Annotated in this window: 19 protein-coding genes; 17 read left to right on the plus strand and 2 right to left on the minus strand. The window is 62.1% G+C overall.

The window, feature by feature from the left end:
- Positions 1-72: 72 nt before the first annotated feature.
- The 4 genes from wecB to UIA24_RS08315 are packed head-to-tail and all read left to right on the plus strand — an operon-like array spanning position 73 to position 7,107.
- Complete coding sequence (gene wecB, locus UIA24_RS08300) at positions 73-1,227, plus strand: non-hydrolyzing UDP-N-acetylglucosamine 2-epimerase (protein WP_330522622.1); 1,155 nt, start codon at positions 73-75, stop codon at positions 1,225-1,227.
- Positions 1,224-3,398, plus strand: coding sequence for a cyclic di-3',5'-guanylate-activated glycosyltransferase NfrB (nfrB, locus tag UIA24_RS08305; protein ID WP_330522623.1), 2,175 nt, complete (start codon positions 1,224-1,226; stop codon positions 3,396-3,398). Before wecB ends, nfrB begins: the two co-directional genes overlap by 4 nt.
- Entirely contained in the window at positions 3,395-6,256 is a 2,862-nt protein-coding gene (locus UIA24_RS08310; protein ID WP_330522624.1) for an NfrA family protein, read from the plus strand. Before nfrB ends, UIA24_RS08310 begins: the two co-directional genes overlap by 4 nt.
- Positions 6,256-7,107 carry a DUF4434 domain-containing protein gene (locus UIA24_RS08315; protein ID WP_330522625.1) on the plus strand — a complete coding sequence of 284 codons (852 nt, stop codon included), beginning with the start codon at positions 6,256-6,258 and terminating at the stop codon, positions 7,105-7,107. The genes UIA24_RS08310 and UIA24_RS08315 overlap by 1 nt, the downstream gene beginning before the upstream one ends.
- Before the next feature lie 11 nt (positions 7,108-7,118).
- On the opposite strand, the gene paaX is transcribed toward UIA24_RS08315, so the two are convergent.
- Positions 7,119-8,081, minus strand: a complete 963-nt coding sequence (gene paaX / locus UIA24_RS08320; RefSeq protein ID WP_330522626.1) for a phenylacetic acid degradation operon negative regulatory protein PaaX — start codon at positions 8,079-8,081, stop codon at positions 7,119-7,121.
- Positions 8,082-8,158: 77 nt separating this feature from the next.
- Complete coding sequence (gene paaY / locus UIA24_RS08325; RefSeq protein ID WP_102052296.1) at positions 8,159-8,758, minus strand: phenylacetic acid degradation protein PaaY; 600 nt, start codon at positions 8,756-8,758, stop codon at positions 8,159-8,161.
- A gap of 288 nt (positions 8,759-9,046) precedes the next feature.
- Between paaY and paaF the strand changes: the two genes are divergently transcribed.
- The 13 genes from paaF to UIA24_RS08390 all read left to right on the plus strand — a co-directional run bounded on the left by paaF (position 9,047) and on the right by UIA24_RS08390 (position 21,112).
- The gene (gene paaF / locus UIA24_RS08330; RefSeq protein ID WP_330522627.1) at positions 9,047-9,817 is read left to right on the plus strand and encodes a 2,3-dehydroadipyl-CoA hydratase PaaF; all 771 of its coding nucleotides are present in this window, start codon (positions 9,047-9,049) and stop codon (positions 9,815-9,817) included.
- Positions 9,818-9,870: 53 nt separating this feature from the next.
- Positions 9,871-10,662, plus strand: coding sequence for a 2-(1,2-epoxy-1,2-dihydrophenyl)acetyl-CoA isomerase PaaG (gene paaG / locus UIA24_RS08335; RefSeq protein WP_065758399.1), 792 nt, complete (start codon positions 9,871-9,873; stop codon positions 10,660-10,662).
- A 2-nt stretch (positions 10,663-10,664) separates the two neighbouring features.
- Complete coding sequence (gene paaH / locus UIA24_RS08340; protein WP_330522628.1) at positions 10,665-12,182, plus strand: 3-hydroxyacyl-CoA dehydrogenase PaaH; 1,518 nt, start codon at positions 10,665-10,667, stop codon at positions 12,180-12,182.
- A complete protein-coding gene (paaI, locus tag UIA24_RS08345) occupies positions 12,175-12,615 on the plus strand; it encodes a hydroxyphenylacetyl-CoA thioesterase PaaI (protein ID WP_099774747.1) in 441 nt (146 codons plus the stop codon). The genes paaH and paaI overlap by 8 nt, the downstream gene beginning before the upstream one ends.
- Complete coding sequence (gene pcaF, locus UIA24_RS08350) at positions 12,612-13,823, plus strand: 3-oxoadipyl-CoA thiolase (RefSeq protein ID WP_330522629.1); 1,212 nt, start codon at positions 12,612-12,614, stop codon at positions 13,821-13,823. Before paaI ends, pcaF begins: the two co-directional genes overlap by 4 nt.
- Positions 13,824-13,917: 94 nt before the next feature.
- Positions 13,918-15,228 carry a phenylacetate--CoA ligase PaaK gene (gene paaK / locus UIA24_RS08355; protein WP_099774743.1) on the plus strand — a complete coding sequence of 437 codons (1,311 nt, stop codon included), beginning with the start codon at positions 13,918-13,920 and terminating at the stop codon, positions 15,226-15,228.
- 191 nt (positions 15,229-15,419) lie between these two features.
- Positions 15,420-16,409, plus strand: a complete 990-nt coding sequence (gene paaA / locus UIA24_RS08360; protein WP_065758394.1) for a 1,2-phenylacetyl-CoA epoxidase subunit PaaA — start codon at positions 15,420-15,422, stop codon at positions 16,407-16,409.
- A gap of 15 nt (positions 16,410-16,424) precedes the next feature.
- Positions 16,425-16,706: a 1,2-phenylacetyl-CoA epoxidase subunit PaaB gene (gene paaB / locus UIA24_RS08365; RefSeq protein ID WP_065758393.1), complete on the plus strand. Its 282-nt coding sequence runs from the start codon at positions 16,425-16,427 to the stop codon at positions 16,704-16,706.
- A gap of 1 nt (position 16,707) precedes the next feature.
- Positions 16,708-17,463 (plus strand): 1,2-phenylacetyl-CoA epoxidase subunit PaaC, encoded by a 756-nt coding sequence (gene paaC / locus UIA24_RS08370; protein ID WP_330522630.1) that lies wholly within the window; start codon positions 16,708-16,710, stop codon positions 17,461-17,463.
- On the plus strand, positions 17,450-17,983 hold the full coding sequence (gene paaD, locus UIA24_RS08375) for a 1,2-phenylacetyl-CoA epoxidase subunit PaaD (protein ID WP_102052289.1): 534 nt from the start codon (positions 17,450-17,452) through the stop codon (positions 17,981-17,983). Before paaC ends, paaD begins: the two co-directional genes overlap by 14 nt.
- Before the next feature lie 20 nt (positions 17,984-18,003).
- On the plus strand, positions 18,004-19,080 hold the full coding sequence (paaE, locus tag UIA24_RS08380) for a 1,2-phenylacetyl-CoA epoxidase subunit PaaE (protein WP_330522631.1): 1,077 nt from the start codon (positions 18,004-18,006) through the stop codon (positions 19,078-19,080).
- 86 nt (positions 19,081-19,166) lie between these two features.
- Positions 19,167-19,475 carry a DUF485 domain-containing protein gene (locus UIA24_RS08385; RefSeq protein WP_102052287.1) on the plus strand — a complete coding sequence of 103 codons (309 nt, stop codon included), beginning with the start codon at positions 19,167-19,169 and terminating at the stop codon, positions 19,473-19,475.
- Positions 19,472-21,112, plus strand: a complete 1,641-nt coding sequence (locus UIA24_RS08390; protein ID WP_218060839.1) for a cation acetate symporter — start codon at positions 19,472-19,474, stop codon at positions 21,110-21,112. Before UIA24_RS08385 ends, UIA24_RS08390 begins: the two co-directional genes overlap by 4 nt.
- Positions 21,113-21,148 lie beyond the last annotated feature (36 nt).

The raw sequence follows: 21,148 nt of genomic DNA on the forward strand, positions 1-21,148 counted from the left end.
TATCTAACTTTTACAGGACATGATTACCGTACAACTTTTAGCACGCGCAAGGAGGCTATGAGGAGCACGAACATGCCCTATAAAGTCATGATGGTTTTCGGCACACGCCCCGAAGCGATCAAGATGGCGCCGCTGGCGAGGGTATTGCGCCAATGGCCCAACATAGCGCTGAACATCTGCTCCAGCGGGCAACACCGGGAAATGCTCAATCACGTTCTGAAGGACTTCGGCCTGACCGTCGATATCGACCTTCAGGTCATGACCGACAACCAGAGCCTCAACGGATTATCCCAACAGTTGCTGGGTAAGCTCGACCTTTACTACGAGCGGGTGAACCCGGATATCGTCCTTGTTCACGGCGACACCACCACCAGCTTCATCGCTGCACTCTGCGCCTTCAACCGCCATATCCCCATCGCCCATGTCGAGGCCGGCCTGCGTACCGGAAACCTCAAGGCGCCCTGGCCCGAGGAAGCCAATCGTCGTCTGACCACGATCATCGCCAACCTGCATTTCCCCCCCACCAAGAAGGCCCGCGATAACCTGCTGCGCGAAGGGGTCGTGCTGGAGCAGATCGAAGTGACCGGCAATACGGTCATCGATGCCCTGCTGTGGATGCGCGAACACCTCAAGAGCAGCCACTGGAAACCGGCAATCGGCTCGCCGCTGTCGGCTTTGCGCGATGACCAGCGCATGGTGCTGATCACCGGCCATCGCCGGGAAAACTTCGGGCATGGCTTTGAGCGTATCTGCCTGGCCATCGCCGAGCTGGCCCTGCGCTACCCCGAGGTTCAGTTCGTCTACCCGGTGCATCTTAATCCGCACGTCCAGAAGGCCGTCTACTCGGTGCTTTCGCATCAGCCAAACATTCTGTTGGTCGCCCCTCAGGACTATCGACATTTTGTCTGGCTGATGGACCGCGCCTACTTGATCCTGAGCGATTCCGGAGGAATCCAGGAAGAGGCACCGGCATTGGGCAAGCCACTGCTGGTGCTGCGCAAGGTAACAGAGCGCCCCTCGGTGCTGGAGGGTGGCACGGTATTGCTGGTGGGCACCCAGACCGAACGGATCGTCAAGGAAACCAGCCGCCTGCTTGAAGAGCCCGACCTCTACCAGCACATGAGCCGGGTGCTCAGCCCTTACGGTGACGGGCATGCCAGCGAGCGCATTGCCGAACGACTGAGCCGCTGGCTCGAGGACAACGCCAACGGGCGAGAGATGTCATGAGCCTGGGCCTGGTCGACGCCGTGACCTACGTGCTGTTCGGCCTCAAGTTGCTGGCCATCGTACTGGCCAGCCTGATGTTCCTGCTCGGGCTCGACGATCTGTTCATCGACCTGATTTATTGGTTGCGCAAACTCATACGGCGCTTTCGCATCTATGACAAATATGCGCGCGCCGACGAACGCCGCCTGTTCGAGGTACCGGAAAAACCGCTGGCAATCATGGTGCCTGCCTGGCACGAAGTGGGCGTCGTTGGCGAGATGGCCCGCCTGGCGGCCTCCACCCTGGATTACGAGAACTACCAGATTTTTGTCGGCACCTACCCCAACGACCCGCAAACCCAGTCTGATGTCGACGCGGTGTGCCTGCATTATCCCAACGTTCACAAAGTCATCTGTGCCCGCCCCGGCCCCACCAGCAAGGCCGACTGCCTGAACAACATCATCGATGCGATCCTGCGCTTCCAGCGCGATGCGAGGATCGAGTTCGCCGGTTTCATCCTGCATGACGCCGAGGATGTCATCTCGCCGATGGAGTTGCGGCTGTTCAACTACTTGCTGCCCGACAAGGACATGATTCAGATACCGGTCTACCCCTTCGCCCCCCAATGGCACGGGTTCACGGCAGGTCATTACGTCGATGAGTTCGCCGAAAACCATGGCAAGGATGTGATTGTCCGCGAAGCGCTCAGCGGCCAGGTTCCCAGCGCAGGTGTCGGCACCTGCTTCAGCCGCCGGGCTATCACGGCACTGCTTGAAGACGGTGACGGTATCGCATTCGATGTACAGAGCCTGACCGAAGACTACGACATCGGCTTCAGGCTCAAGCACAAAGGCATGAAGTGCATCTTTGCCCGCTATTCGATAAGCGACCCGCAACTGGCGCTCAAGCGCGAATGGCACTGGGGCATGAGCCGTGAATTTGCCCAGGTTATCTGCGTGCGCGAACACTTCCCGCGTGACTGGCGAAACGCGATCCGCCAGAAGTCGCGCTGGATCGTGGGGATTGTCTTTCAGGGCACCAGCAACCTGGGCTGGAGCCGCATCGGGGCACTCAACTACTTCCTCTGGCGCGATCGCCGCGGGCTGTTTGCCTACCTGCTGAGTTTTCTGGTTAACCTGTTGTTCCTGGTGTTGCTGGCCATGTGGCTGGTGACGGTGATCGCGCCCGACGCCTGGCGCTTCCCGTCCATCCTGTCCGACAGCGCCCTGTTGTCGACGCTGCTCTGGCTCAACGGCCTGCTGTTGATCAATCGTTTGCTTCAGCGCGGTTATTTCGTCACCCGTTACTACGGCATCATTGAGGGCCTGCTTTCGGCACCCCGAATGATGTGGAGCAATTTCGTCAATTTTTTCGCCAACCTGCGTGCCCTGCGCCAAGTCCTGGAGATGGGCGACTCGCGACGGGTCGCCTGGGACAAGACCACTCACGAGTTTCCGGCGCTGACCACCCCCATGCGCGAACCGTTGGGGCAGCGTTTGGTCGCCAAGGGGCTGATCAGCGAAGCACAATTGCAGGATGCCCTGACCAGCCCGGTACGCCGGCGCCTGGGGCGTGAGCTGCTATTGCGAGGGTTGATCGACAGCGAGCAGTTGGTCCAGGCACTTGCCGAGCAATTTGACATGGCGTGGGCGCCGCTCAACCCGTTCAACATTACCCCGGCGCTGATTGCCCAGTTGCCTCGTCGGCTGGCTATTCTTTATGCGGTGCTGCCGGTCGCTGAAGACGGCCCGACGCTGGTTCTGGCCAGCGAGGGGCCTGTCAGCCAGGTAGCGCTGGGTGTGATCAGTCGCCAGTTGAAACGTCCCGTACGCTGCCAACTGGCCCCCCAGGGGCGAGTCACCCTGGGATTGAGTTATCACTACCCCAGCCCTTGGCAACCGGAGGACACGCGGCAAATGCTCGCAGTGCTGGCCAAGCATCAGGACGACGCTGCGCTCCTTGAGCGGGTCAGCCATCACCAGGTCATGCTTGGCGCACTGCTGCAGGTGCGTGGCATCTTGCCAACCAGCTTGTTCAATCAGGTACTCATTGACTACAACCCGGAGCAGATGTCCATCGGCGAGCACCTGGTGGCGCGCGGTTTGATTACCGCCGAGGTTCTTAAGGAAACGCTGGCCGAGCAGGCCGCCGAGCTGCGGATCGCCTATCAGATGGCGCAGGAAGTGGCATGAAACGACGTCCACTGCTGATTGCTGCCAGCCTGCTGGTGGCGTGTATCAGTTCACAGACGCTCGCCGCGCCGCTCAGTAGTTTTGAGCGATTCCGCAGCTTCCCCTATATGGACCGCAGCTACCGCGAGGCGCGCAACAACAACTGGCAAGAGGTCGAGCGGTTGACCCGGTACCTGCTGGAGAAAGTGCCCAACAACGATGATGCACGCGCCCTGCTGATCGAGGCGCTTACCCGGCAACGACGCTACCGCGAGGCTGAACAGGTGGCCGAAGCCTTTGGCGCCAGCGCAGATCACGCCGACGCCCTGCTGCAACTGCGCCTGACCTGGATTGAGCAAGACCCGCCCGGTAAAAGCCAGGTCGAGCGGTGGATCGCGGACAGTGAGCTCACGCAACGCATACGCTTATGGCAAGCCTATAGCCTGAGCCTGGCCAAATTCGGGGGCGCCCAACGGGCATTGGACTGGCTCGACCAACTGCCAGGCAAAGGTGATGATCGTCTGCTGCGCATGGCGCGCGCCAACTGGGCCGAGCAACTGCACAACAGTGAGCAAACCATCGCACAGCTCGCGCCTTTGGCCGCGCGCGGGCCGTTGCCTGAAGAACCGTGGCGGCGCCTGGCCAATGCCTACGTCCAGCGCCTGGACGAAACAGCACTGAGCGCACTGTTGGCCAAGCCGCCGTCTGCCGAAGCGGCACGCCAAATGCGCCTGGCGATGATCGACCGAGCCATCGCGCTGGATCAAAAAAACCTGGCGCTGCGCTGGCTGCAAGCATTACCCAAGCAGGAACTTGAGCAACCGCAACGGCGTCAGCAACTGAGGGAACTCGTCCAGCAAAGCGACCGCAGGGCCTTGGCCCAACGCCTGCCGGTCGAAGCCATGGCGCATCCTCTCGATCGCCCGGGTGAAGCCATTGATGCCTGGGAGCGCCTTTACCACCTCAACGGCAGCCTGGAGGCGCTGGATCAGGCGACCTACCTGCAACTCACACACCATCAGGATGACCGTGCGCAACAGTTGCTCGAACAGGCCTACGACCGTCGCCAAGGCCCCTGGCCACCGGTGTTACTGCAACGGTTAGGTGGTTTGTACAGCCGCGTCGACAGACCACTGGATGCAGGCCGTGCGAAAACCCTGATCCCGCAACTCGACAGCGCCAGCCGCGAGCAACTGCTGGCACGCTTGGCACAGAGTGGTCACTGCGAGGTCGTTCGCGCTGCGACCCCGCCAATACCTCGTGAAATCGGTGAGCTGCGTGCGCTGGGCCGCTGCGCGATGCCAGAACGCCCCGGAGTGGCCGTCGCCTATTACCAGGCAGCCGTACGACATGGCGACCCGGCCAGCCAAGTGCCATTGGCCTATGCACTGGACGCGGCGGGCGACGCCGAAGCCGCCTACAGGATCTGGCAGCAACTACCCTCCGAGCAGTGGACGGCCAATGCCCGACTCACCGCTGCCCGTAGCGCCTTGAACAGCAACCACACTCAAGAGGCCTGGGAGCATTGGCGTGCTGCGCCACACAGCAGCGCCGACGACTGGGCATTGGGCGCGGCCATTGCGCAACGCCGTGGCTCTTTCGCCGAAGCCATGGCCCTGCAACGCGAAGCCCTGCGCCATCAGCCGCGCGCCGATCACTACTATGCAGCCTCCGTGACCGCACAACACGCCAACGACCCGCAGCAGAGCAATGAATGGCTGGCAGAAGCGGCACGGCTCGCCCCCGAAAACCCGCGCTATCGCGCCGACTACGGCGTGCGCCTGGCCGCCGCCGATACACCACAACTGCGCAGGCAATCGCTGCCCTACCTGATACAGGCCAGCCACGACTTTCCGGAAGACTACCGCATTGGCGAAACCCTGGCCTGGCGCTACGACGAGGTTGAAAACAGCGCAGCAGCCCGCCAGGAACTGCGCCGTATCATCGACCTGGAACAGAACATGGTGGACGACGGTACCGATGACACCCACCTCGCCGCCCGTGTGTACCGGCAACGCCGCGCCCATCAGAGCCTTTCGCAACGCGACAGCATCAGCGTGGCCAGCACCTGGTCGCCGGCGGGCGTCTCGACCAACGACACCCTGCGCAGCAACAACCCGCAACGCCGTGCTGCCTCGCAGAACGTTCAGCTAGCCCTGTGGGACCATGCCCTGGGTGATGAGCCGAGCCGCAACGGCAGCACACTGTCGGTGTATGGCCGAGTGCTGTTCGGCGGCCAGGACCGCAGCCACTATGCCCAAAGCATGGGGACCGGGCTCGGCCTGCGCTACAAGCCCTTGGGCACCACCAACCTGAACCTGTACGCCGAGTTGTACCACCAACGCCAGATCGACGATCAGCACTACAGCGGCCTCAGCCTCGGCCAACTGCTCAGCCCCGGCAAGGTCGCTGACACCTATGGCGACCTGCGCGGCAATGCCCAGAGCAGCAATGACCTGCTGCTACGCGCGACTGCTTCGTTCCTCGATCAAGGCGACTACCGCAATGACTGGCGTGTCGAGGAGAACCACTGGAATGAACGGTTTCTCTATCTGGACGCTGCCTGGTGGACGCACGCTGGTGAACACCAGTGGACATCACGCTTCCAGCAGGGGCATACCTGGAAACTGCCAGCTACCCGCCCGCAAACACTGATGCCCTATGGTTTTCTGGCGTTTTCCAGCCAGGATCCCGGCAACGACTGGCGTCAGGACCTGCGCACCGGCCTCGGCCTGCGCTGGCAATGGTGGTTCGATGACGACCGCTACAACGCCTACCGCGGCCATCTGACAGTTCGCACCGAATACCAGCAGGCGCTGGGCGGCAATCTATATGAGCAGGCCAACGGCGTGCTCCTGGGCGTGGAGTTGAACTTCTGATGGGGCGATACGTACTGGGCGTGCTACTGCTGATACTGAGTGTTCTGGTCAATGCTGACGAGCGTCTGTTTTACCAGCCGCTCAGCCGCGATGCGGCGCTGAGCCCGGCACAGTGGCGCACCCTCTGGCGCGAAACCGCAAACCAGGGCGTCCAGACCCTGATCGTGCAATGGAGCCGCTACGGCAGCGAGGACTTTGGCGGCGCCCAGGGTTGGCTCGCCAACAGCCTGCGCCTGGCCCATGAACAGGGCCTGCAATTGGTACTCGGGCTGCACATGGACGACGCCTACTACAGGCGTATCGACGAACTGGACGGCGCGGGCCTGATCGCCTACTGGAAAGCACAACTGGGCCAATCGCTGGCTCAGCAGCAACGGCTAAAGGACACCTGGGCGCTTCCGGTCAGCGGTTGGTACCTGCCCATGGAACTGGATGACCTGCACTTCCAACAGGCCGACCGCCGTGAGGCGCTGCACACGCTGCTGCAAGTCTTCCTGCGCGAAGCAGGTGGCCCCATGCACCTTAGTGTTTTCAGCACTGGCAAGCTGTCACCGAACGGACAGGCACAGTGGCTGGAGGCATTGGCCCGTCTCGGCCTGACGGTATGGTGGCAGGACGGCGCGGGGACCGGGCGCCTGCCTGAGTTCGTCCGCCAGCAGTACGCGGCAGCGCTCGCCTGCGAGATTGGCATCATCCGTGAAGCGTTTCGCCAAACCAGCACGGAAGGTCAACCGTTCAAGGCCAGCCCCGCACCACCGCAAACCACTACAAGCTGCCATCCGCAGGCCGTGTTTGAATTGCATTACCGGCCGTGGGCCAAGCACCTCCTGCCCGCGCCAGACGGTACCTGAGCCAGCTTCTGCTAGTCCGCCGTATCGGCTTCGCCGCCAGGCCCGGCGCCGACCGGCAAGCCACCAAAGCGCTTGTAGAACCCTGCGCTGGCATCCGGCAACGGCCCGTCGGCGGTCTCCATCGCCGACTCCAGCCACTGCTCGGCTGCCGCATAGATCAACCGATAGATATTCCGGCACAACTGCCGCGCTGCACGCCCTTCCCAATCGCCAGGGAGCAATTCGTCAGGCAACTGCGGGTCACGCAGCAGCAGCTTGCGGTACTCATGAATCAGCAGGATGCGCGCCAGGAAGCATTCCTGTGGGTCAAGTTGCTCCTGCTCGCGCAGGCTTTGCCACAGTGGCCGGAACAACTGGATGAACTCGCTGTAATGCGCCGCCAACTCATCGATGTTCCAACTCTCGCGAACCTGCATGCGCAGTGCTTTTGAAGCCATCACATCCTGTGCGGTGGTCTCGAACAGCAGTGTGTCTTCCTGTGCGCCGAGGTCCAGAAGCGTGGCGTTCACATCGGCCCGGTCGCAACGTGGACACGCCAGCACCACCGGAGAAATCGCACCAAAGCCTTGCCACTCCAGCTCTTCGCGCACCTGCTTGCGCTTGTCGGCCGGCAGTTGAGTCAACATTGCCAGGCACCACGAGCCGTCCCAGGCCGGTAAAGTGCTGGCGTAGACCCGCTTGAAGGCCTTGTCGAAACGACGCCGTCCCGTGCCGGTCAAGCTGTAATAGCTGCGCCGCCCGACTTTTTCAGCCGTTAGCCAGTTCTCCTTGGTCAAGCGAAAAATGGATGTGCGAATCAAGCGCTCGTTGATCCCAACGGGTTCGAGCAGCTGGATCAGGCTTCCCAGCCACACGGTACCGCCATGTGGCTCAATGGCATCACCGTAGAGCGTGATGATCAACGAACTGGCGCGAATGGGCGTTTGCTGCTGGAAACGGTCGATCAGTTGAGTGAGCGGAGCTAGGGACGACATGGGCGTTCCGGTCGAAAAATAAGAAATATACCCCTGGCAGTCAGCAATGACCATTCAGGGCACAGCCGGGGCGCTGTTCAGGCGCTGCCCGACGACTTGGGGCGCAACCCGCTGTCATGGATACGGCGGCGGTCGGCCTCGACGACGCTCAGTGGCGTGCATTCCTGCAGCGAGGCCATGCAGCGTTGCGCCAACACTTGATACTCGCGCGTACCGGCCTGCTTCCAGGCCACTTCCTCATCGCTGAGCCGGCGCTTGACCTGCGCAGGTGAACCCAGCACCAACGATTGCTCTGGGCAACTGAAACCAGCCTTGACCAGCGCACCGGCCGAAACGAATGAACGCGCGGCGATATGCGCGTTATCCATCACTACTGCATTCATACCAATCAAGGCATCTGCACCGACCCGGCATCCGTGCAGTACCGCGCCGTGACCGACGTGGCCATTGCGTTCAACTACCGTGTCGCTGTCCGGAAAACCATGCATCACACAGGTGTCCTGAACGTTCGCGCCCTCCTCCAGCACGATCCGACCGAAGTCACCGCGCAAGCTGGCCAGTGGGCCGACATAGCAACGCGGGCCGATGATCACATCACCGATCAACACGGCGGATGGGTGAACGTAAGCCGTTGGATCAACCACTGGCGTCAGTCCATCGAGGCTGTAACACGTCATAGGCACGCTCCTCGCGTCTAAAGCTGGAATTTTGTTCGCTGCGAAATCGTCTTTCTTGTATCACATTGCAACAGCGCCAAACATCCAGAAATCACTAATTCCACAACAAAAATCGGCAAAAATAGTACGCGGCGCGAGTAAGAGACCCGCGAATTTAAGACACGCTATTTTATTTTAGTATTGTATTTGCGTATCACGTTGTGGCTATACTCTGGAAAAACGGCCCTGGGGCCCGTCCAAAAAACCAGTCCGGCCAAAGGCCGCGTCCGCCTTGCGAGAGTCCTTGCCATGCCGCAAACACTTGCCGTGCAATCCCACCAGGCGGTGTGCCTGATCACCCTGCAGCGCCCTCAGGCGCTGAACGCACTCAGCACCGAACTGCTCGCCGAACTGGCGAACGAACTGGAACGCTGCAACCACGACGACACCATCCGCGCCGTGGTGCTGACCGGTAGCCGCAAGGCGTTTGCGGCAGGCGCCGACCTCAATGAAATGGCTGAGCGCGACCTCGTCGGCATGCTCAACGACCCCCGCCAGGCGCACTGGCAGCGCATCACCGGCTTCGCCAAACCCTTGATCGCTGCAGTCAACGGCTATGCCCTGGGGGGCGGCTGCGAGCTGGCCATGCACGCGGACATCCTGATCGCTGGCGAAGATGCTCAGTTCGGTCAACCCGAAATCAATCTGGGGATCATGCCGGGCGCAGGCGGCACCCAACGGTTACTGCGCGCAGTTGGCAAATCGCTGGCCATGCAGATGGTCCTGAGCGGCGAGCCCATCAGTGCGCGCCGTGCACTGGAGGCCGGGTTGGTGAGTGAAATCACACCACCAGAGCTGACGGTCGAACGCGCCCTGCAGATCGCTAGCACCATCGCCAACAAGGCGCCGCTGGCGGTACGCCTGGCCAAGGAAGCGCTGTTGAAGGCGCAGGACCTCGACCTGGCCAGCGGCCTGCGCTTTGAACGCCACGCCTTTACCTTGCTCGCCGGCACCGCCGACCGAAACGAGGGTATTCGCGCCTTCCAGGAAAAACGCCCAGCCCGCTTCAACGGCCAGTAAGCCCCTGCGTCCGTTTCGCGACATTGACAGACCTGCAACCAAAGGCAGCCACCATGACGTTTGAACACATTCTGTTTTCCATTGAAGACGGCGTTGCACGCCTCAGCCTCAATCGACCCGAGCAACTGAACAGTTTCAATACCCAGATGCATGAAGAGGTTCGCCAGGCACTCAAGACGGTGCGTCAGAGCGGCGAGGCGCGGGTACTGTTACTCACTGCCGAGGGGCGTGGCTTCTGCGCAGGTCAGGACCTGGGCGACCGCAATGTCGCGCCAGGTGCAGCGGTGCCAGACCTGGGCGAATCCATCGAGCGTTTCTACAACCCGTTGATCCGCACGCTGCGTGAGCTGCCAATGCCGGTTATCTGTGCGGTCAACGGCGTGGCCGCCGGTGCCGGCGCCAACATTCCGCTGGCCTGCGACCTGGTGCTGGCCGCCCGCTCCGCAAGCTTCATCCAGGCATTCTGCAAGATTGGCCTGATTCCCGACTCTGCCGGCACCTGGGCCCTGCCTCGATTGGTCGGTATGGCTCGGGCCAAGGCCCTGGCCCTGTTGGGTGATCGTTTGAGCGCCGAGCAGGCCGTGGAGTGGGGCTTGATCTACCGCTGTGTCGATGATGCCGACTTGCGTGATGAAGCACTGAAATTGGCCCGACACCTGGCGACTCAGCCGACCTATGGCCTGGCCCTGATCAAACGCAGTCTGCACGCCAGCCTGGACAACAGCTTCGAGCAGCAACTGACACTCGAGCGCGACCTCCAGCGCCTGGCCGGGCGTAGCGAAGACTACCGTGAAGGGGTGAGCGCCTTCATGGCCAAGCGCACCCCAGTGTTCAAGGGGTGCTGAACATGCCCGCCTTGAACCCGCACACCCTGATCGCAGTGATCGGCGCAGGCGCCATGGGGGCCGGCATCGCACAAGTGGCCGCCCAGGCCGGGCACCCGGTACGGCTGTACGACAATCGTCCGGGCGCGGCCGCGCAGGCGATCGCCAACATCGACCAGCAGCTGGCCAAACGCGTTGCCAGCGGCAAGCTGGCGGCCACCGCCAAGGCCGATTGCATCGCCCGGCTGCAGCCAGCCGACAGCCTTGAGGCCCTGGCTGATACCGGGCTGGTGATCGAGGCCATTGTCGAGAACCTGGAGGTCAAGCAGGCACTGTTCAGCGAACTGGAACGCCTGTGCCGCAGTGACTGCATCCTGGCCAGCAACACCTCGTCACTGTCCATCACCCGCCTGGCGGCAGGCCTTCAACGCCCGGCCCAGGTTGTCGGCATGCACTTTTTCAACCCGGCACCGTTAATGGCACTGGTTGAAGTGATCAGCGGCCTTGCCACCGATCCAGAGGTTGCAGCCTGCATCCTGGCCACCGCCCGTGCCTGGGGCAAAACACCGGTGCTGGCCCGCTCGACGCCGGGCTTTATCGTCAACCGCGTGGCTCGCCCGTTCTATGCCGAAAGCCTGCGTCTGCTGCAGGAGGGAGTGGCCGATTGCGCCAGCCTCGATGCACTGTTGTGCGAAGCCGGTGGTTTTCGCATGGGCGCCTTCGAGCTGACAGACCTGATCGGACACGACGTCAACTATGCCGTCACCTGCTCAGTGTTCGACGCCTACTACCAGGACATGCGCTTTCAGCCTTCATTGATCCAGAAAGAGTTGGTCGACGCTGGCCACTTGGGTCGCAAGCGTGGACTTGGCTTTTATGACTACCGTGAAGGTGCTGTGCGTCCCCAGCCGAGCAACCTGCACAGCACCGCCGTGGTCGAGCAACTGATCGTGGAAGGCGAAAGCGGCCTGCTTGAGCCGCTGGTCACGCGACTGGCAGCCAGCGGCATCAGCGTGGTACGCCGTGCAGGCCGCGGCGTGCTGCGGGTCGGCGATGCCACCGTGGCGCTGAGTGATGGTCGAATGGCCAGCCAACGGGCCCGTGAGGAGGGTCTGGATAATCTGGTCCTGCTCGACCTCGCCCTTGATTACCAACAAGCCTCTCGGTTGGCCATCAGCACTGCGGCAGACACCACTACGCTGGCCCGCGACCAGGTCGTCGCACTGCTCAACCGTGCCGGTATCGCCGTCAGCGCCCTGCGGGACAGCCCGGGCCTGTGTGTACTGCGTACCGTCGCCATGCTGGCCAATGAAGCAGCTGACGCCCTGTTGCAAGGCGTTGCCAGCGCTCAGGACCTGGATCTGGCCATGTGCGCCGGGGTCAACTATCCCTGCGGCCCTCTGGCCTGGGCGGATGCCATCGGTATCGAGCGGGTTGTCCAGGTGCTGGGCAACCTGCAGGCCGCTTACGGCGAAGAACGTTACCGTCCTTCTTTGCAACTGCGTCGGCTACTGGCCGAAGGAGCCCTGTTCCATGAATGACTGTCTTGATCTGGCCAGCCGCTGCGCCCAGGCCCTGTTCCAACGCGACCAGGCCAGCCAGGGCATGGGCATGCGCCTGCTCGCCACCGGCCCTGGCAGTGCGCGGGTCGGCATGAGCGTGCGCGAGGACATGCTCCAGGGCCACGGCACCTGCCACGGCGGTTACCTGTTCGCCCTGGCGGATTCGGCCTTCGCTTTTGCCTGCAACAGCTACAACGATGCCACCGTGGCGATTGGATGCAGCATCGACTACATCGCCCCGGCACGACTCGGCGACACGTTGACGGCGGTGTGTACCGAGCAAAGCCGCAGCGGCCGTACCGGCAACTACGACGTACGCATTGAAAACCAGCAGGGCGAACTGATCGCCCTGTTTCACGGCAAGTCCTACAAAGTGCGCGGCAGCGTGCTGAACACGGAGACCCCGGCATGAACGACGCATTGATCATTGATGCCCTGCGCACCCCCATTGGCCGTTACGCCGGGGCGCTCAGTGGCGTGCGGGCTGACGACCTCGGTGCGGTTCCGCTGCGTGCACTGATGCAGCGCCACCCACAACTGGACTGGAGCGCCATTGACGATGTGTACTACGGCTGCGCCAACCAGGCGGGCGAAGACAATCGCAACGTCGCGCGCATGTCAGCCCTGTTGGCCGGTTTGCCGCTGAGCGTGCCCGGCACCACCCTGAACCGCCTGTGCGGCTCGGGCCTGGATGCCATCGGCAGTGCGGCCCGGGCCATTCGCAGTGGCGAAGCCGGATTGATGCTGGCCGGAGGCGTCGAGTCGATGTCCCGTGCACCACTGGTCATGGGCAAGGCCGAGCAGGCTTTTTCGCGCCAGGCGGAGCTGTTCGACACCACCATTGGCTGGCGTTTCGTCAACCCGCTGATGCAACAGCAGTACGGCATCGATTCCATGCCGGAAACGGCAGAGAACGTCGCCGAACAGTTCAACATTTCCCGTGCCGATCAGGACGCGTTTGCCTTGCGTAGCCAGCAGCGCACCGCCGCGGCGCAGGCCCGTGGCCGACTGGCCAAGGAAATCATCCCCGTCCAGATCGCCCAGCGCAAAGGCCCACCCAAGGTGGTCGAACACGACGAGCACCCGCGTGCCGAAACCACGCTGGAACAATTGCAGAAACTCGGCACCCCGTTCCGCGCCAATGGCACGGTCACCGCAGGCAATGCCTCCGGCGTCAACGACGGCGCTTGCGCTCTGCTCCTGGCTAGCCGCGCCGAAGCCCAGCGCTATGGCCTTAAAGCTCGCGCCCGGGTCGTGGCGATGGCCACCGCCGGGGTTGAACCACGGATCATGGGCATTGGCCCGGTGCCGGCTACCCGCAAGGTTCTGGAGCGGTCGGGCCTGAGCCTGGCCGACATGGATATCATTGAGCTCAATGAAGCCTTCGCAGCACAAGGGTTGGCAGTACTGCGCGAACTGGGCATCGCCGACGATGATCCACGGGTCAACCCCAATGGTGGCGCGATCGCGCTGGGGCACCCGCTGGGCATGAGCGGCGCCCGCCTGGTGACCACCGCGTTGATCGAGTTGGAGGAACGTAAGGCGCGCTATGCCCTGTGCACCATGTGCATCGGTGTAGGCCAGGGCATTGCGCTGATCATCGAGCGCCTTGACGGCTGAACGTACACCCCAGGCCATGGCGCCCAAGGTATTCTTGGCGTCATGCACTCAGGCCGGTAGCCCCGGCCCTTACAAAAACAATTTGAGTGAACCCATGAACATGCAGATCAGCAATGCCGCCGTGCTCGACCCGATGGAAACCGCCAGCATCGACCAACTGCGCCAGCATCAGCTGGAGCGCTTGCGCTGGAGCCTCGGTCACGCCTACCAGAATGTCCCCATGTACCGTCAGCGCTTCGACGAAGTGGGCGTACACCCCGACGACATCCGCAGCCTCGATGACCTGGCAAAACTCCCGTTTACCTACAAGGCCGATCTGCGCGACAACTACCCCTACGGCATGTTCGCTGTGCCCATGCACGATGTCGTCAGGCTGCATGCGTCCAGCGGCACCACCGGCAAGCCGACCGTGGTCGGCTACACCCAGAACGACATTGACACCTGGGCCAATGTGGTCGCCCGCTCGATCCGTGCCGCCGGTGGGCGCAAAGGCGACAAGGTTCACGTGTCTTACGGCTATGGCTTGTTCACAGGCGGCCTTGGCGCCCACTACGGTGCCGAACGCCTCGGCTGTACAGTGATTCCGATGTCCGGCGGTCAGACCGAGAAGCAGGTGCAACTGATCCGTGACTTCCAGCCCGACATCATCATGGTCACGCCATCCTACATGCTGAACATTGCCGATGAAATCGAGCGCCAAGGCATCGACCCGCACCAACTGGCCCTGCGCCTGGGTATTTTCGGCGCCGAGCCCTGGACACCTGAGCTACGCAGCGCCCTTGAGTCGCGCCTGGGCATCACGGCCCTGGACATTTATGGCCTTTCGGAAATCATGGGGCCGGGCGTCGCCATGGAGTGTGCGGAAAGCAAGGACGGGCCTACCGTCTGGGAAGACCATTTCTACCCCGAGATCATCGACCCGGTGACCGGGGCGGTACTCCCTGATGGTGAGTTGGGCGAACTGGTGTTCACCTCCTTGAGCAAAGAGGCGCTGCCGATGATTCGCTATCGCACCCGCGACCTCACTCGCCTGTTGCCAGGCACTGCCCGACCGATGCGACGCATCGACAAGATCACCGGACGTAGCGACGACATGTTGATCATCCGGGGTGTCAACGTGTTCCCGACACAGATCGAGGAACAGGTCCTGAAAATAAAACAGCTTTCCGAGTGCTACGAGATGCATCTGTATCGCAATGGCAATCTCGACAGCCTCGATGTACACGTTGAGCTCAGGCCCGACCAACAGCACCTTGGCGAGGATCAGCAGAAAGCCCTGTGCGGCGATCTGAGCCGACACATCAAAACCCACATCGGCATCAGTGCACGTATCGTGCTGCAGCCCGTGTTTTCGATTAAACGCTCCGAGGGCAAGGCCTGCCGGGTGTTCGACAAGCGCACGTAACCCGCCCCATAAGGGCTATTCCAGCAGCACGAAAAGAGCCTCGCTTCGGCGGGGCTTTTTTTCGCCCGCTGTTCGGGTAAAAGCGATACAAAAATTTTATACGACACGTATTTTTGTGTTTGATATTTGATTATGTATCACTTATAACTACTGCCAGGCCCAAGCCCACCCCTCAAGGCTGGAGACACAGCATGTACGCACAACTGGTTGAGACCGGCGTAAAACGCCTCAAGACGCTGGAGGAGATGTCCGAGCAGGAGCGCGCGTTCCAGGAAAAGATCGATGCGGAAATCAAGATCGAACCGAAGAACTGGATGCCCGATGCCTACCGGCAAACCCTGATTCGACAGATTTCCCAGCACGCCCACTCGGAAATCGTCGGCATGCTGCCCGAAGGCAACTGGGTCACCCGCGCCCCTAGCCTGAAACGCAAACTGCAACTGATGGCCAAGATCCAGGACGAAGCGGGCCATGGCCTGTACCTGTACAGCGCCATGGAAACCCTGGGTGCCGACCGTGACGAAGAAGTCGCCAAGCTGCACAGCGGCAAAGCCAAGTACTCCAGCATCTTCAACTACCCGACCCTGAACTGGGCGGACATGGGTGCCGTAGGCTGGCTGGTCGACGGCGCCGCGATCGTCAACCAGGTCGTGCTGCAGCGCACCAGTTACGGCCCCTACTCGCGGGCAATGATCCGTATCTGCAAGGAAGAGAGCTTTCACCAGCGCCAGGGCTACGAAATCCTCCTGACCATGATGCGTCACGGTACCCAGGCACAGAAGGACATGGTTCAGGACGCCATCAATCGCCTGTGGTGGCCTGCCCTGATGATGTTCGGCCCAAGCGACGAACACTCACCCAACAGCGCGCAATCGATGGCCTGGAAGATCAAGCGCCAGAGCAACGATGAACTGCGCCAGCGCTTCATCGACCAGACCGTACCGCAACTGGAACTGTTGGGCTGCACCGCACCCGACCCGGAGCTGAAATGGAACGCTGAACGCGGCCACTACGACTTCGGTGCGATTCAGTGGGAAGAGTTCTACGAGGTGCTCAAGGGCAACGGCCCCTGCAACCAGGAACGCCTCGCTACCCGTCGCAAGGCCATCGAAGACGGTGCCTGGGTACGTGCCGCCGCCGTTGCTCACGCCCGTAAAAAACACAACAAGAACGCCGCCTGATCTGGAGTAGCCGAGATGTCCGAGTGGACCCTTTTCGAAGTTTTCGTGCGTAGCAAGCACGGTTTGAACCACAAGCATGTCGGCAGCGTACATGCCGCCGACGCCGCCATGGCCATCGAAAATGCCCGTGAGCTGTACACCCGCCGCAACGAAGGGGTGAGCCTCTGGGTAGTGCCCTCGGCACTGATCACCGCCTCGTCGCCAGACGAAAAAGACCCGTTGTTCGACCCCGCCGAAGACAAGGTCTACCGCCATGCCAGCTTCTATGAGCTGCCGGCTGAAGTGGGGCATATGTAAGATGAACCAGGACCTGATCCAATACCTGCTACGCCTGGGCGACAGCGCCCTGATCCAGGGCCAGCGCCTGTGTGAATGGTGCGGTCGGGCGCCCGCACTGGAAGAAGAACTGGCCTTGATGAACGTTGGCCTGGACCTGGTTGGCCAGGCCCGCAACTGGCTGGAGTACGCCGCCGAGCTGGCCAATGACGGTCGCGATGCCGATCACCTGGCCTTCCGCCGCGACGAACGTGCCTACCGCAACCTGTTGCTGGTCGAGCAACCCAATGGCGATTATGCCGTCACCGTGCTCAAGCAGTTCTTCTATGACGCCTGGCACCTGGCGGTACTGGAAGGCCTGACCCACTCCAGCGACAACCGCCTGCAAGGCATCGCCGCCAAGGCCGTGAAAGAAGTGACCTATCACCTGCGCCGCTCCAGCGAGTGGGTCGAGCGCCTGGGCGACGGCACCGAGGAAAGCCACCAGCGCATGCTCGCAGCCATCCCGCAGCTGTGGCGCTTCACCGTCGAGCTGAGCGACAGCGATGCCGTCGAGCAGCGCCTGCACGCGGCGGGCCTTATCGGCGACCCGCAGCAGATAGCCGCCGCCTGGCAACAGCAGGTCGAGCGAACGTTCGACAGCGCCACCCTGCCCTTGCCGGCACCGGCCTGCCACTTCTACCTCAGCGGTCGTCAGGGCCTGCACAGCGAGCATCTGGGCTTGCTGCTGGCTGAAATGCAGTTCTTGCCACGAGCCTACCCCGATGCAACCTGGTGAGCTGATTGCCAGCGACCTCGGCGCCCGCGCCGCGGCGCCCGGCGACCTCGACCAGGCCTGGCGGGTGCTGGGCCGGGTCATGGACCCGGAAGTGCCCGTGATCAGCGTGGTAGAGCTGGGGATTGTTCGTGCACTGGCCTGGAATGCCGGGCATTTGCATGTCGTGGTCACCCCGACCTATTCCGGTTGCCCCGCCACTGAAGTCATCGAAGCCGATATTCGTCAGGCCCTGGAAGACGCAGGGTTTAGCGCGCCGCAGCTCGAACGACAGTTGCACCCGGCCTGGACCACCGACTGGATCACCAGCACCGGCCGCGAGCGCTTGCTGGCCTATGGCATCGCGCCCCCGCTGGGCAGTGCCAACAAACGCAGCCTGCTCGGCGATGACGGCACCGTGAACTGCCCGCAATGTGGCAGCGCACACACCGAACTGCTCAGCCAGTTTGGCTCGACCGCCTGCAAAGCCCTGTACCGCTGCTGCGATTGCCGCGAACCCTTCGATTACTTCAAGTGCATCTAAGCGCGTGATGGAGAGCCACCATGAGCCAATTTCACAGACTGACCGTCAAGCAAGTGCGCACAGAAACCCGCGATGCGGTGTCGATTCTGTTCGACGTGCCGGCGACGCTCAGCCAGCAGTTTCGTTTTACCCAGGGCCAATACCTGGTCATGCGCACCCAGCTGGACGGTGAGGAAGTACGCCGTTCCTATTCAATCTGCACCGGGGTCAACGACGGCGAGTTGCGCGTGGCCGTCAAGCGGGTACCGGGTGGTCGCTTCTCGGCCTTCGCCAACGACGTGCTGAGCGCAGGCGATGTGCTCGAGGTCATGCCGCCAGCCGGCAGCTTCAACATAGCCCTCGCCCCTGAACGACAGGGCCGCTACCTGGCGGTTGCCGCTGGCAGCGGTATTACCCCGATCCTGTCGATCATCAAGACCACCCTGGAAACCGAGCCCAACAGCCACTTCACCCTGCTCTATGGCAACCGCGCCAGCAGCAGTGCGCTGTTCCGCGAACAGCTTGAAGACCTGAAAAACCGTTACCTGCAGCGCTTGAACCTGATTTTTGTCTTCAGCCGCGAACAACAGGACATCGACCTCTATAACGGCCGTATTGATGCGGACAAGTGTGGGCAACTGTTCAGCCGTTGGCTTGATGTGCCGCGTCTTGATGCTGCGTTCATCTGCGGACCACAGGCCATGACCGAGATCGTCCGCGACCGCCTCAAGGACAGCGGCATGGCGGCCGAACGCATCCATTTCGAGCTGTTCGCCGCAGCCGGCAACGAGCAGCGTCGCGAAGCTCGCGAAGCGGCCCGCCAGGCGGATTCGGCGGTCAGCCAGATCACCGTGATCAGCGACGGCCGCGCCCTGGCCTTCGACCTGCCGCGCAACAGCCAGAGCATCCTCGACGCCGGCAATGCCATCGGCGCCGAACTGCCCTACTCGTGCAAGGCAGGCGTGTGCTCGACCTGCAAGTGCAAGGTCGTCGAAGGTGAAGTGGAGATGGACAGCAACCACGCCCTTGAAGACTACGAAGTGGCCGCCGGCTACGTGCTCTCGTGCCAGAGCTACCCGGTCAGCGACAAGGTCGTCCTGGATTTCGACCAGCTTTGATCCACCCGCAGGGGCAGGCAATGCCTACCCCTGCCGCAAGCCGGCAATACCCCCAAAACAACTACAAAAAAGATCAAGAGAGCGCCATGACACCCAACGATATCGAAAGCATCTGCAAGCACCCGGACTTTCAACAGCTGGTCAAGCGTAAACAGCGCCTGAACTGGTCGCTGACCTTGGCCATGCTTGTCATCTACTACGGCTTCGTCCTGCTGGTTGCCTTCTCACCCAGCACCCTGGGTCAATCCCTGAGTGGCGGGGTCACCTCGGTCGGCATGCTGGTCGGGGTCGTGATCGTGCTGTTGTCCTTTGCCTTGACCGGCATCTACGTCTACCGCGCCAACAACGTACTCGACCCGCTCAACGACAAAGTCCGGCAGGAGTGCGCCCAATGAAACCCGTATTTACCTTACTGCTGCCGGGCCTGATGATCAGCGACCTGGCGCTCGCCGCCGATGCTGCCCGCCCGTTGAACTGGAACGCCATCGGCATGTTCCTGATGTTCGTCCTGTTCACCCTGGGGATTACCCGTTGGGCTGCACGGCGCACCCGCTCAGCCAGCGACTTCTATACCGCTGGTGGTGGCCTGACCGGTTTCCAGAACGGCCTGGCGATTGCTGGCGACATGATCAGCGCGGCGTCGTTCCTCGGCATTTCCGCCATGATGTTCCTCAATGGCTATGACGGCTTGCTCTATGCGCTGGGTGTCCTGGCCGGGTGGCCGATCATCCTGTTCCTGATTGCCGAGCGCTTGCGCAACCTGGGCAAGTACACCTTCGCCGACGTGGTCTCCTATCGTCTGGCACAGACACCCGTGCGCCTGACCTCGGCGTTTGGCACCCTGACCGTGGCCCTGATGTACCTGGTGGCGCAAATGGTCGGTGCCGGCAAGCTGATCGAGTTGTTGTTTGGCATCAGCTACCTGTATGCGGTCATTCTGGTGGGCGTACTGATGGTGTTCTATGTCACCTTCGGCGGCATGCTGGCCACGACCTGGGTGCAGATCATCAAGGCCGTGCTGTTGCTGTCGGGCACCACCTTCATGGCGCTCATGGTACTGCGTCACTTTGGCTACAGCACTGAAGCGATGTTTGCCGGCGCAGCGGCGGTACACACCAAGGGGCAAGCGATCATGGCGCCCGGCGGGCTGTTGTCCAACCCGATCGACGCGATTTCGCTGGGCCTGGGCATGATGTTCGGGACCGCCGGCCTGCCGCACATCCTGATGCGTTTCTTCACCGTCAGCGACGCCAAGGAAGCACGCAAGAGCGTGTTCTACGCGACCGGTTTCATCGGCTACTTCTACCTGCTGCTGATTGTCGTCGGCTTTGGCGCCATCGTCATGGTGGGCACCGAACCAGCCTACCGCGATGCCAGCGGCGCGATCATCGGCGGCGGCAACATGATCGCCGTGCACCTGGCCCAGGCGGTTGGCGGCAACCTGTTCCTCGGTTTCATTTCGGCAGTGGCCTTTGCCACCATTCTGGCGGTGGTCGCCGGCCTGGCGCTGTCCGGTGCTTCGGCGGTCTCCCATGACCTTTATGCCTGCGTCGTGCGCAAGGGCAAAGCCACCGAGCAGGAAGAAATGCGCGTGTCGCGTATTGCCACCCTGGCGATCGGCGTTCTGGCGATCATCCTTGGCCTGCTCTTCGAGTCGCAGAACATCGCCTTCCTCTCCGGCCTGGTATTGGCCATTGCGGCCTCGGTGAACTTCCCGGTGCTGTTCCTCTCGATGTTCTGGAAAGGCCTGACCACCCGCGGCGCAGTCGCCGGCAGCATGGCTGGCCTGGTCTCGGCCATCGCCCTGCTGGTGCTCAGCCCGGCGGTCTGGGTCAACGTCCTGCACTTCGACAAGGCACTGTTCCCCTACAACAACCCGGCCCTGTTCTCCATGAGCCTGGCGTTCCTTGGCGCCTGGGTGTTCTCAGTGACCGACAGCTCACCACAAGCAGCGCAAGAACGCGGCCGCTACCTGGCCCAGTTCATTCGTTCGATGACCGGAATCGGCGCCGCCGGTGCCAGTAAACACTGACCATTACGTAACGCTGTCACAGGACTGTTGGGTATA

This window comes from Pseudomonas sp. AL 58, from assembly GCF_036348395.1.
Lineage (GTDB): Bacteria > Pseudomonadota > Gammaproteobacteria > Pseudomonadales > Pseudomonadaceae > Aquipseudomonas > Aquipseudomonas defluvii.

What these genes read in the sequence shown, in the direction of transcription:
- wecB (WP_330522622.1), top strand. Translation starts at nt 73, where the DNA reads ATGCCCTATAAAGTCATGATGGTTTTCGGCACACGCCCCGAAGCGATC.
- nfrB (WP_330522623.1), top strand. Translation starts at nt 1,224, where the DNA reads ATGAGCCTGGGCCTGGTCGACGCCGTGACCTACGTGCTGTTCGGCCTC.
- UIA24_RS08310 (WP_330522624.1), top strand. Translation starts at nt 3,395, where the DNA reads ATGAAACGACGTCCACTGCTGATTGCTGCCAGCCTGCTGGTGGCGTGT.
- UIA24_RS08315 (WP_330522625.1), top strand. Translation starts at nt 6,256, where the DNA reads ATGGGGCGATACGTACTGGGCGTGCTACTGCTGATACTGAGTGTTCTG.
- paaX (WP_330522626.1), bottom strand. Translation starts at nt 8,081, where the DNA reads ATGTCGTCCCTAGCTCCGCTCACTCAACTGATCGACCGTTTCCAGCAG.
- paaY (WP_102052296.1), bottom strand. Translation starts at nt 8,758, where the DNA reads ATGACGTGTTACAGCCTCGATGGACTGACGCCAGTGGTTGATCCAACG.
- paaF (WP_330522627.1), top strand. Translation starts at nt 9,047, where the DNA reads ATGCCGCAAACACTTGCCGTGCAATCCCACCAGGCGGTGTGCCTGATC.
- paaG (WP_065758399.1), top strand. Translation starts at nt 9,871, where the DNA reads ATGACGTTTGAACACATTCTGTTTTCCATTGAAGACGGCGTTGCACGC.
- paaH (WP_330522628.1), top strand. Translation starts at nt 10,665, where the DNA reads ATGCCCGCCTTGAACCCGCACACCCTGATCGCAGTGATCGGCGCAGGC.
- paaI (WP_099774747.1), top strand. Translation starts at nt 12,175, where the DNA reads ATGAATGACTGTCTTGATCTGGCCAGCCGCTGCGCCCAGGCCCTGTTC.
- pcaF (WP_330522629.1), top strand. Translation starts at nt 12,612, where the DNA reads ATGAACGACGCATTGATCATTGATGCCCTGCGCACCCCCATTGGCCGT.
- paaK (WP_099774743.1), top strand. Translation starts at nt 13,918, where the DNA reads ATGAACATGCAGATCAGCAATGCCGCCGTGCTCGACCCGATGGAAACC.
- paaA (WP_065758394.1), top strand. Translation starts at nt 15,420, where the DNA reads ATGTACGCACAACTGGTTGAGACCGGCGTAAAACGCCTCAAGACGCTG.
- paaB (WP_065758393.1), top strand. Translation starts at nt 16,425, where the DNA reads ATGTCCGAGTGGACCCTTTTCGAAGTTTTCGTGCGTAGCAAGCACGGT.
- paaC (WP_330522630.1), top strand. Translation starts at nt 16,708, where the DNA reads ATGAACCAGGACCTGATCCAATACCTGCTACGCCTGGGCGACAGCGCC.
- paaD (WP_102052289.1), top strand. Translation starts at nt 17,450, where the DNA reads ATGCAACCTGGTGAGCTGATTGCCAGCGACCTCGGCGCCCGCGCCGCG.
- paaE (WP_330522631.1), top strand. Translation starts at nt 18,004, where the DNA reads ATGAGCCAATTTCACAGACTGACCGTCAAGCAAGTGCGCACAGAAACC.
- UIA24_RS08385 (WP_102052287.1), top strand. Translation starts at nt 19,167, where the DNA reads ATGACACCCAACGATATCGAAAGCATCTGCAAGCACCCGGACTTTCAA.
- UIA24_RS08390 (WP_218060839.1), top strand. Translation starts at nt 19,472, where the DNA reads ATGAAACCCGTATTTACCTTACTGCTGCCGGGCCTGATGATCAGCGAC.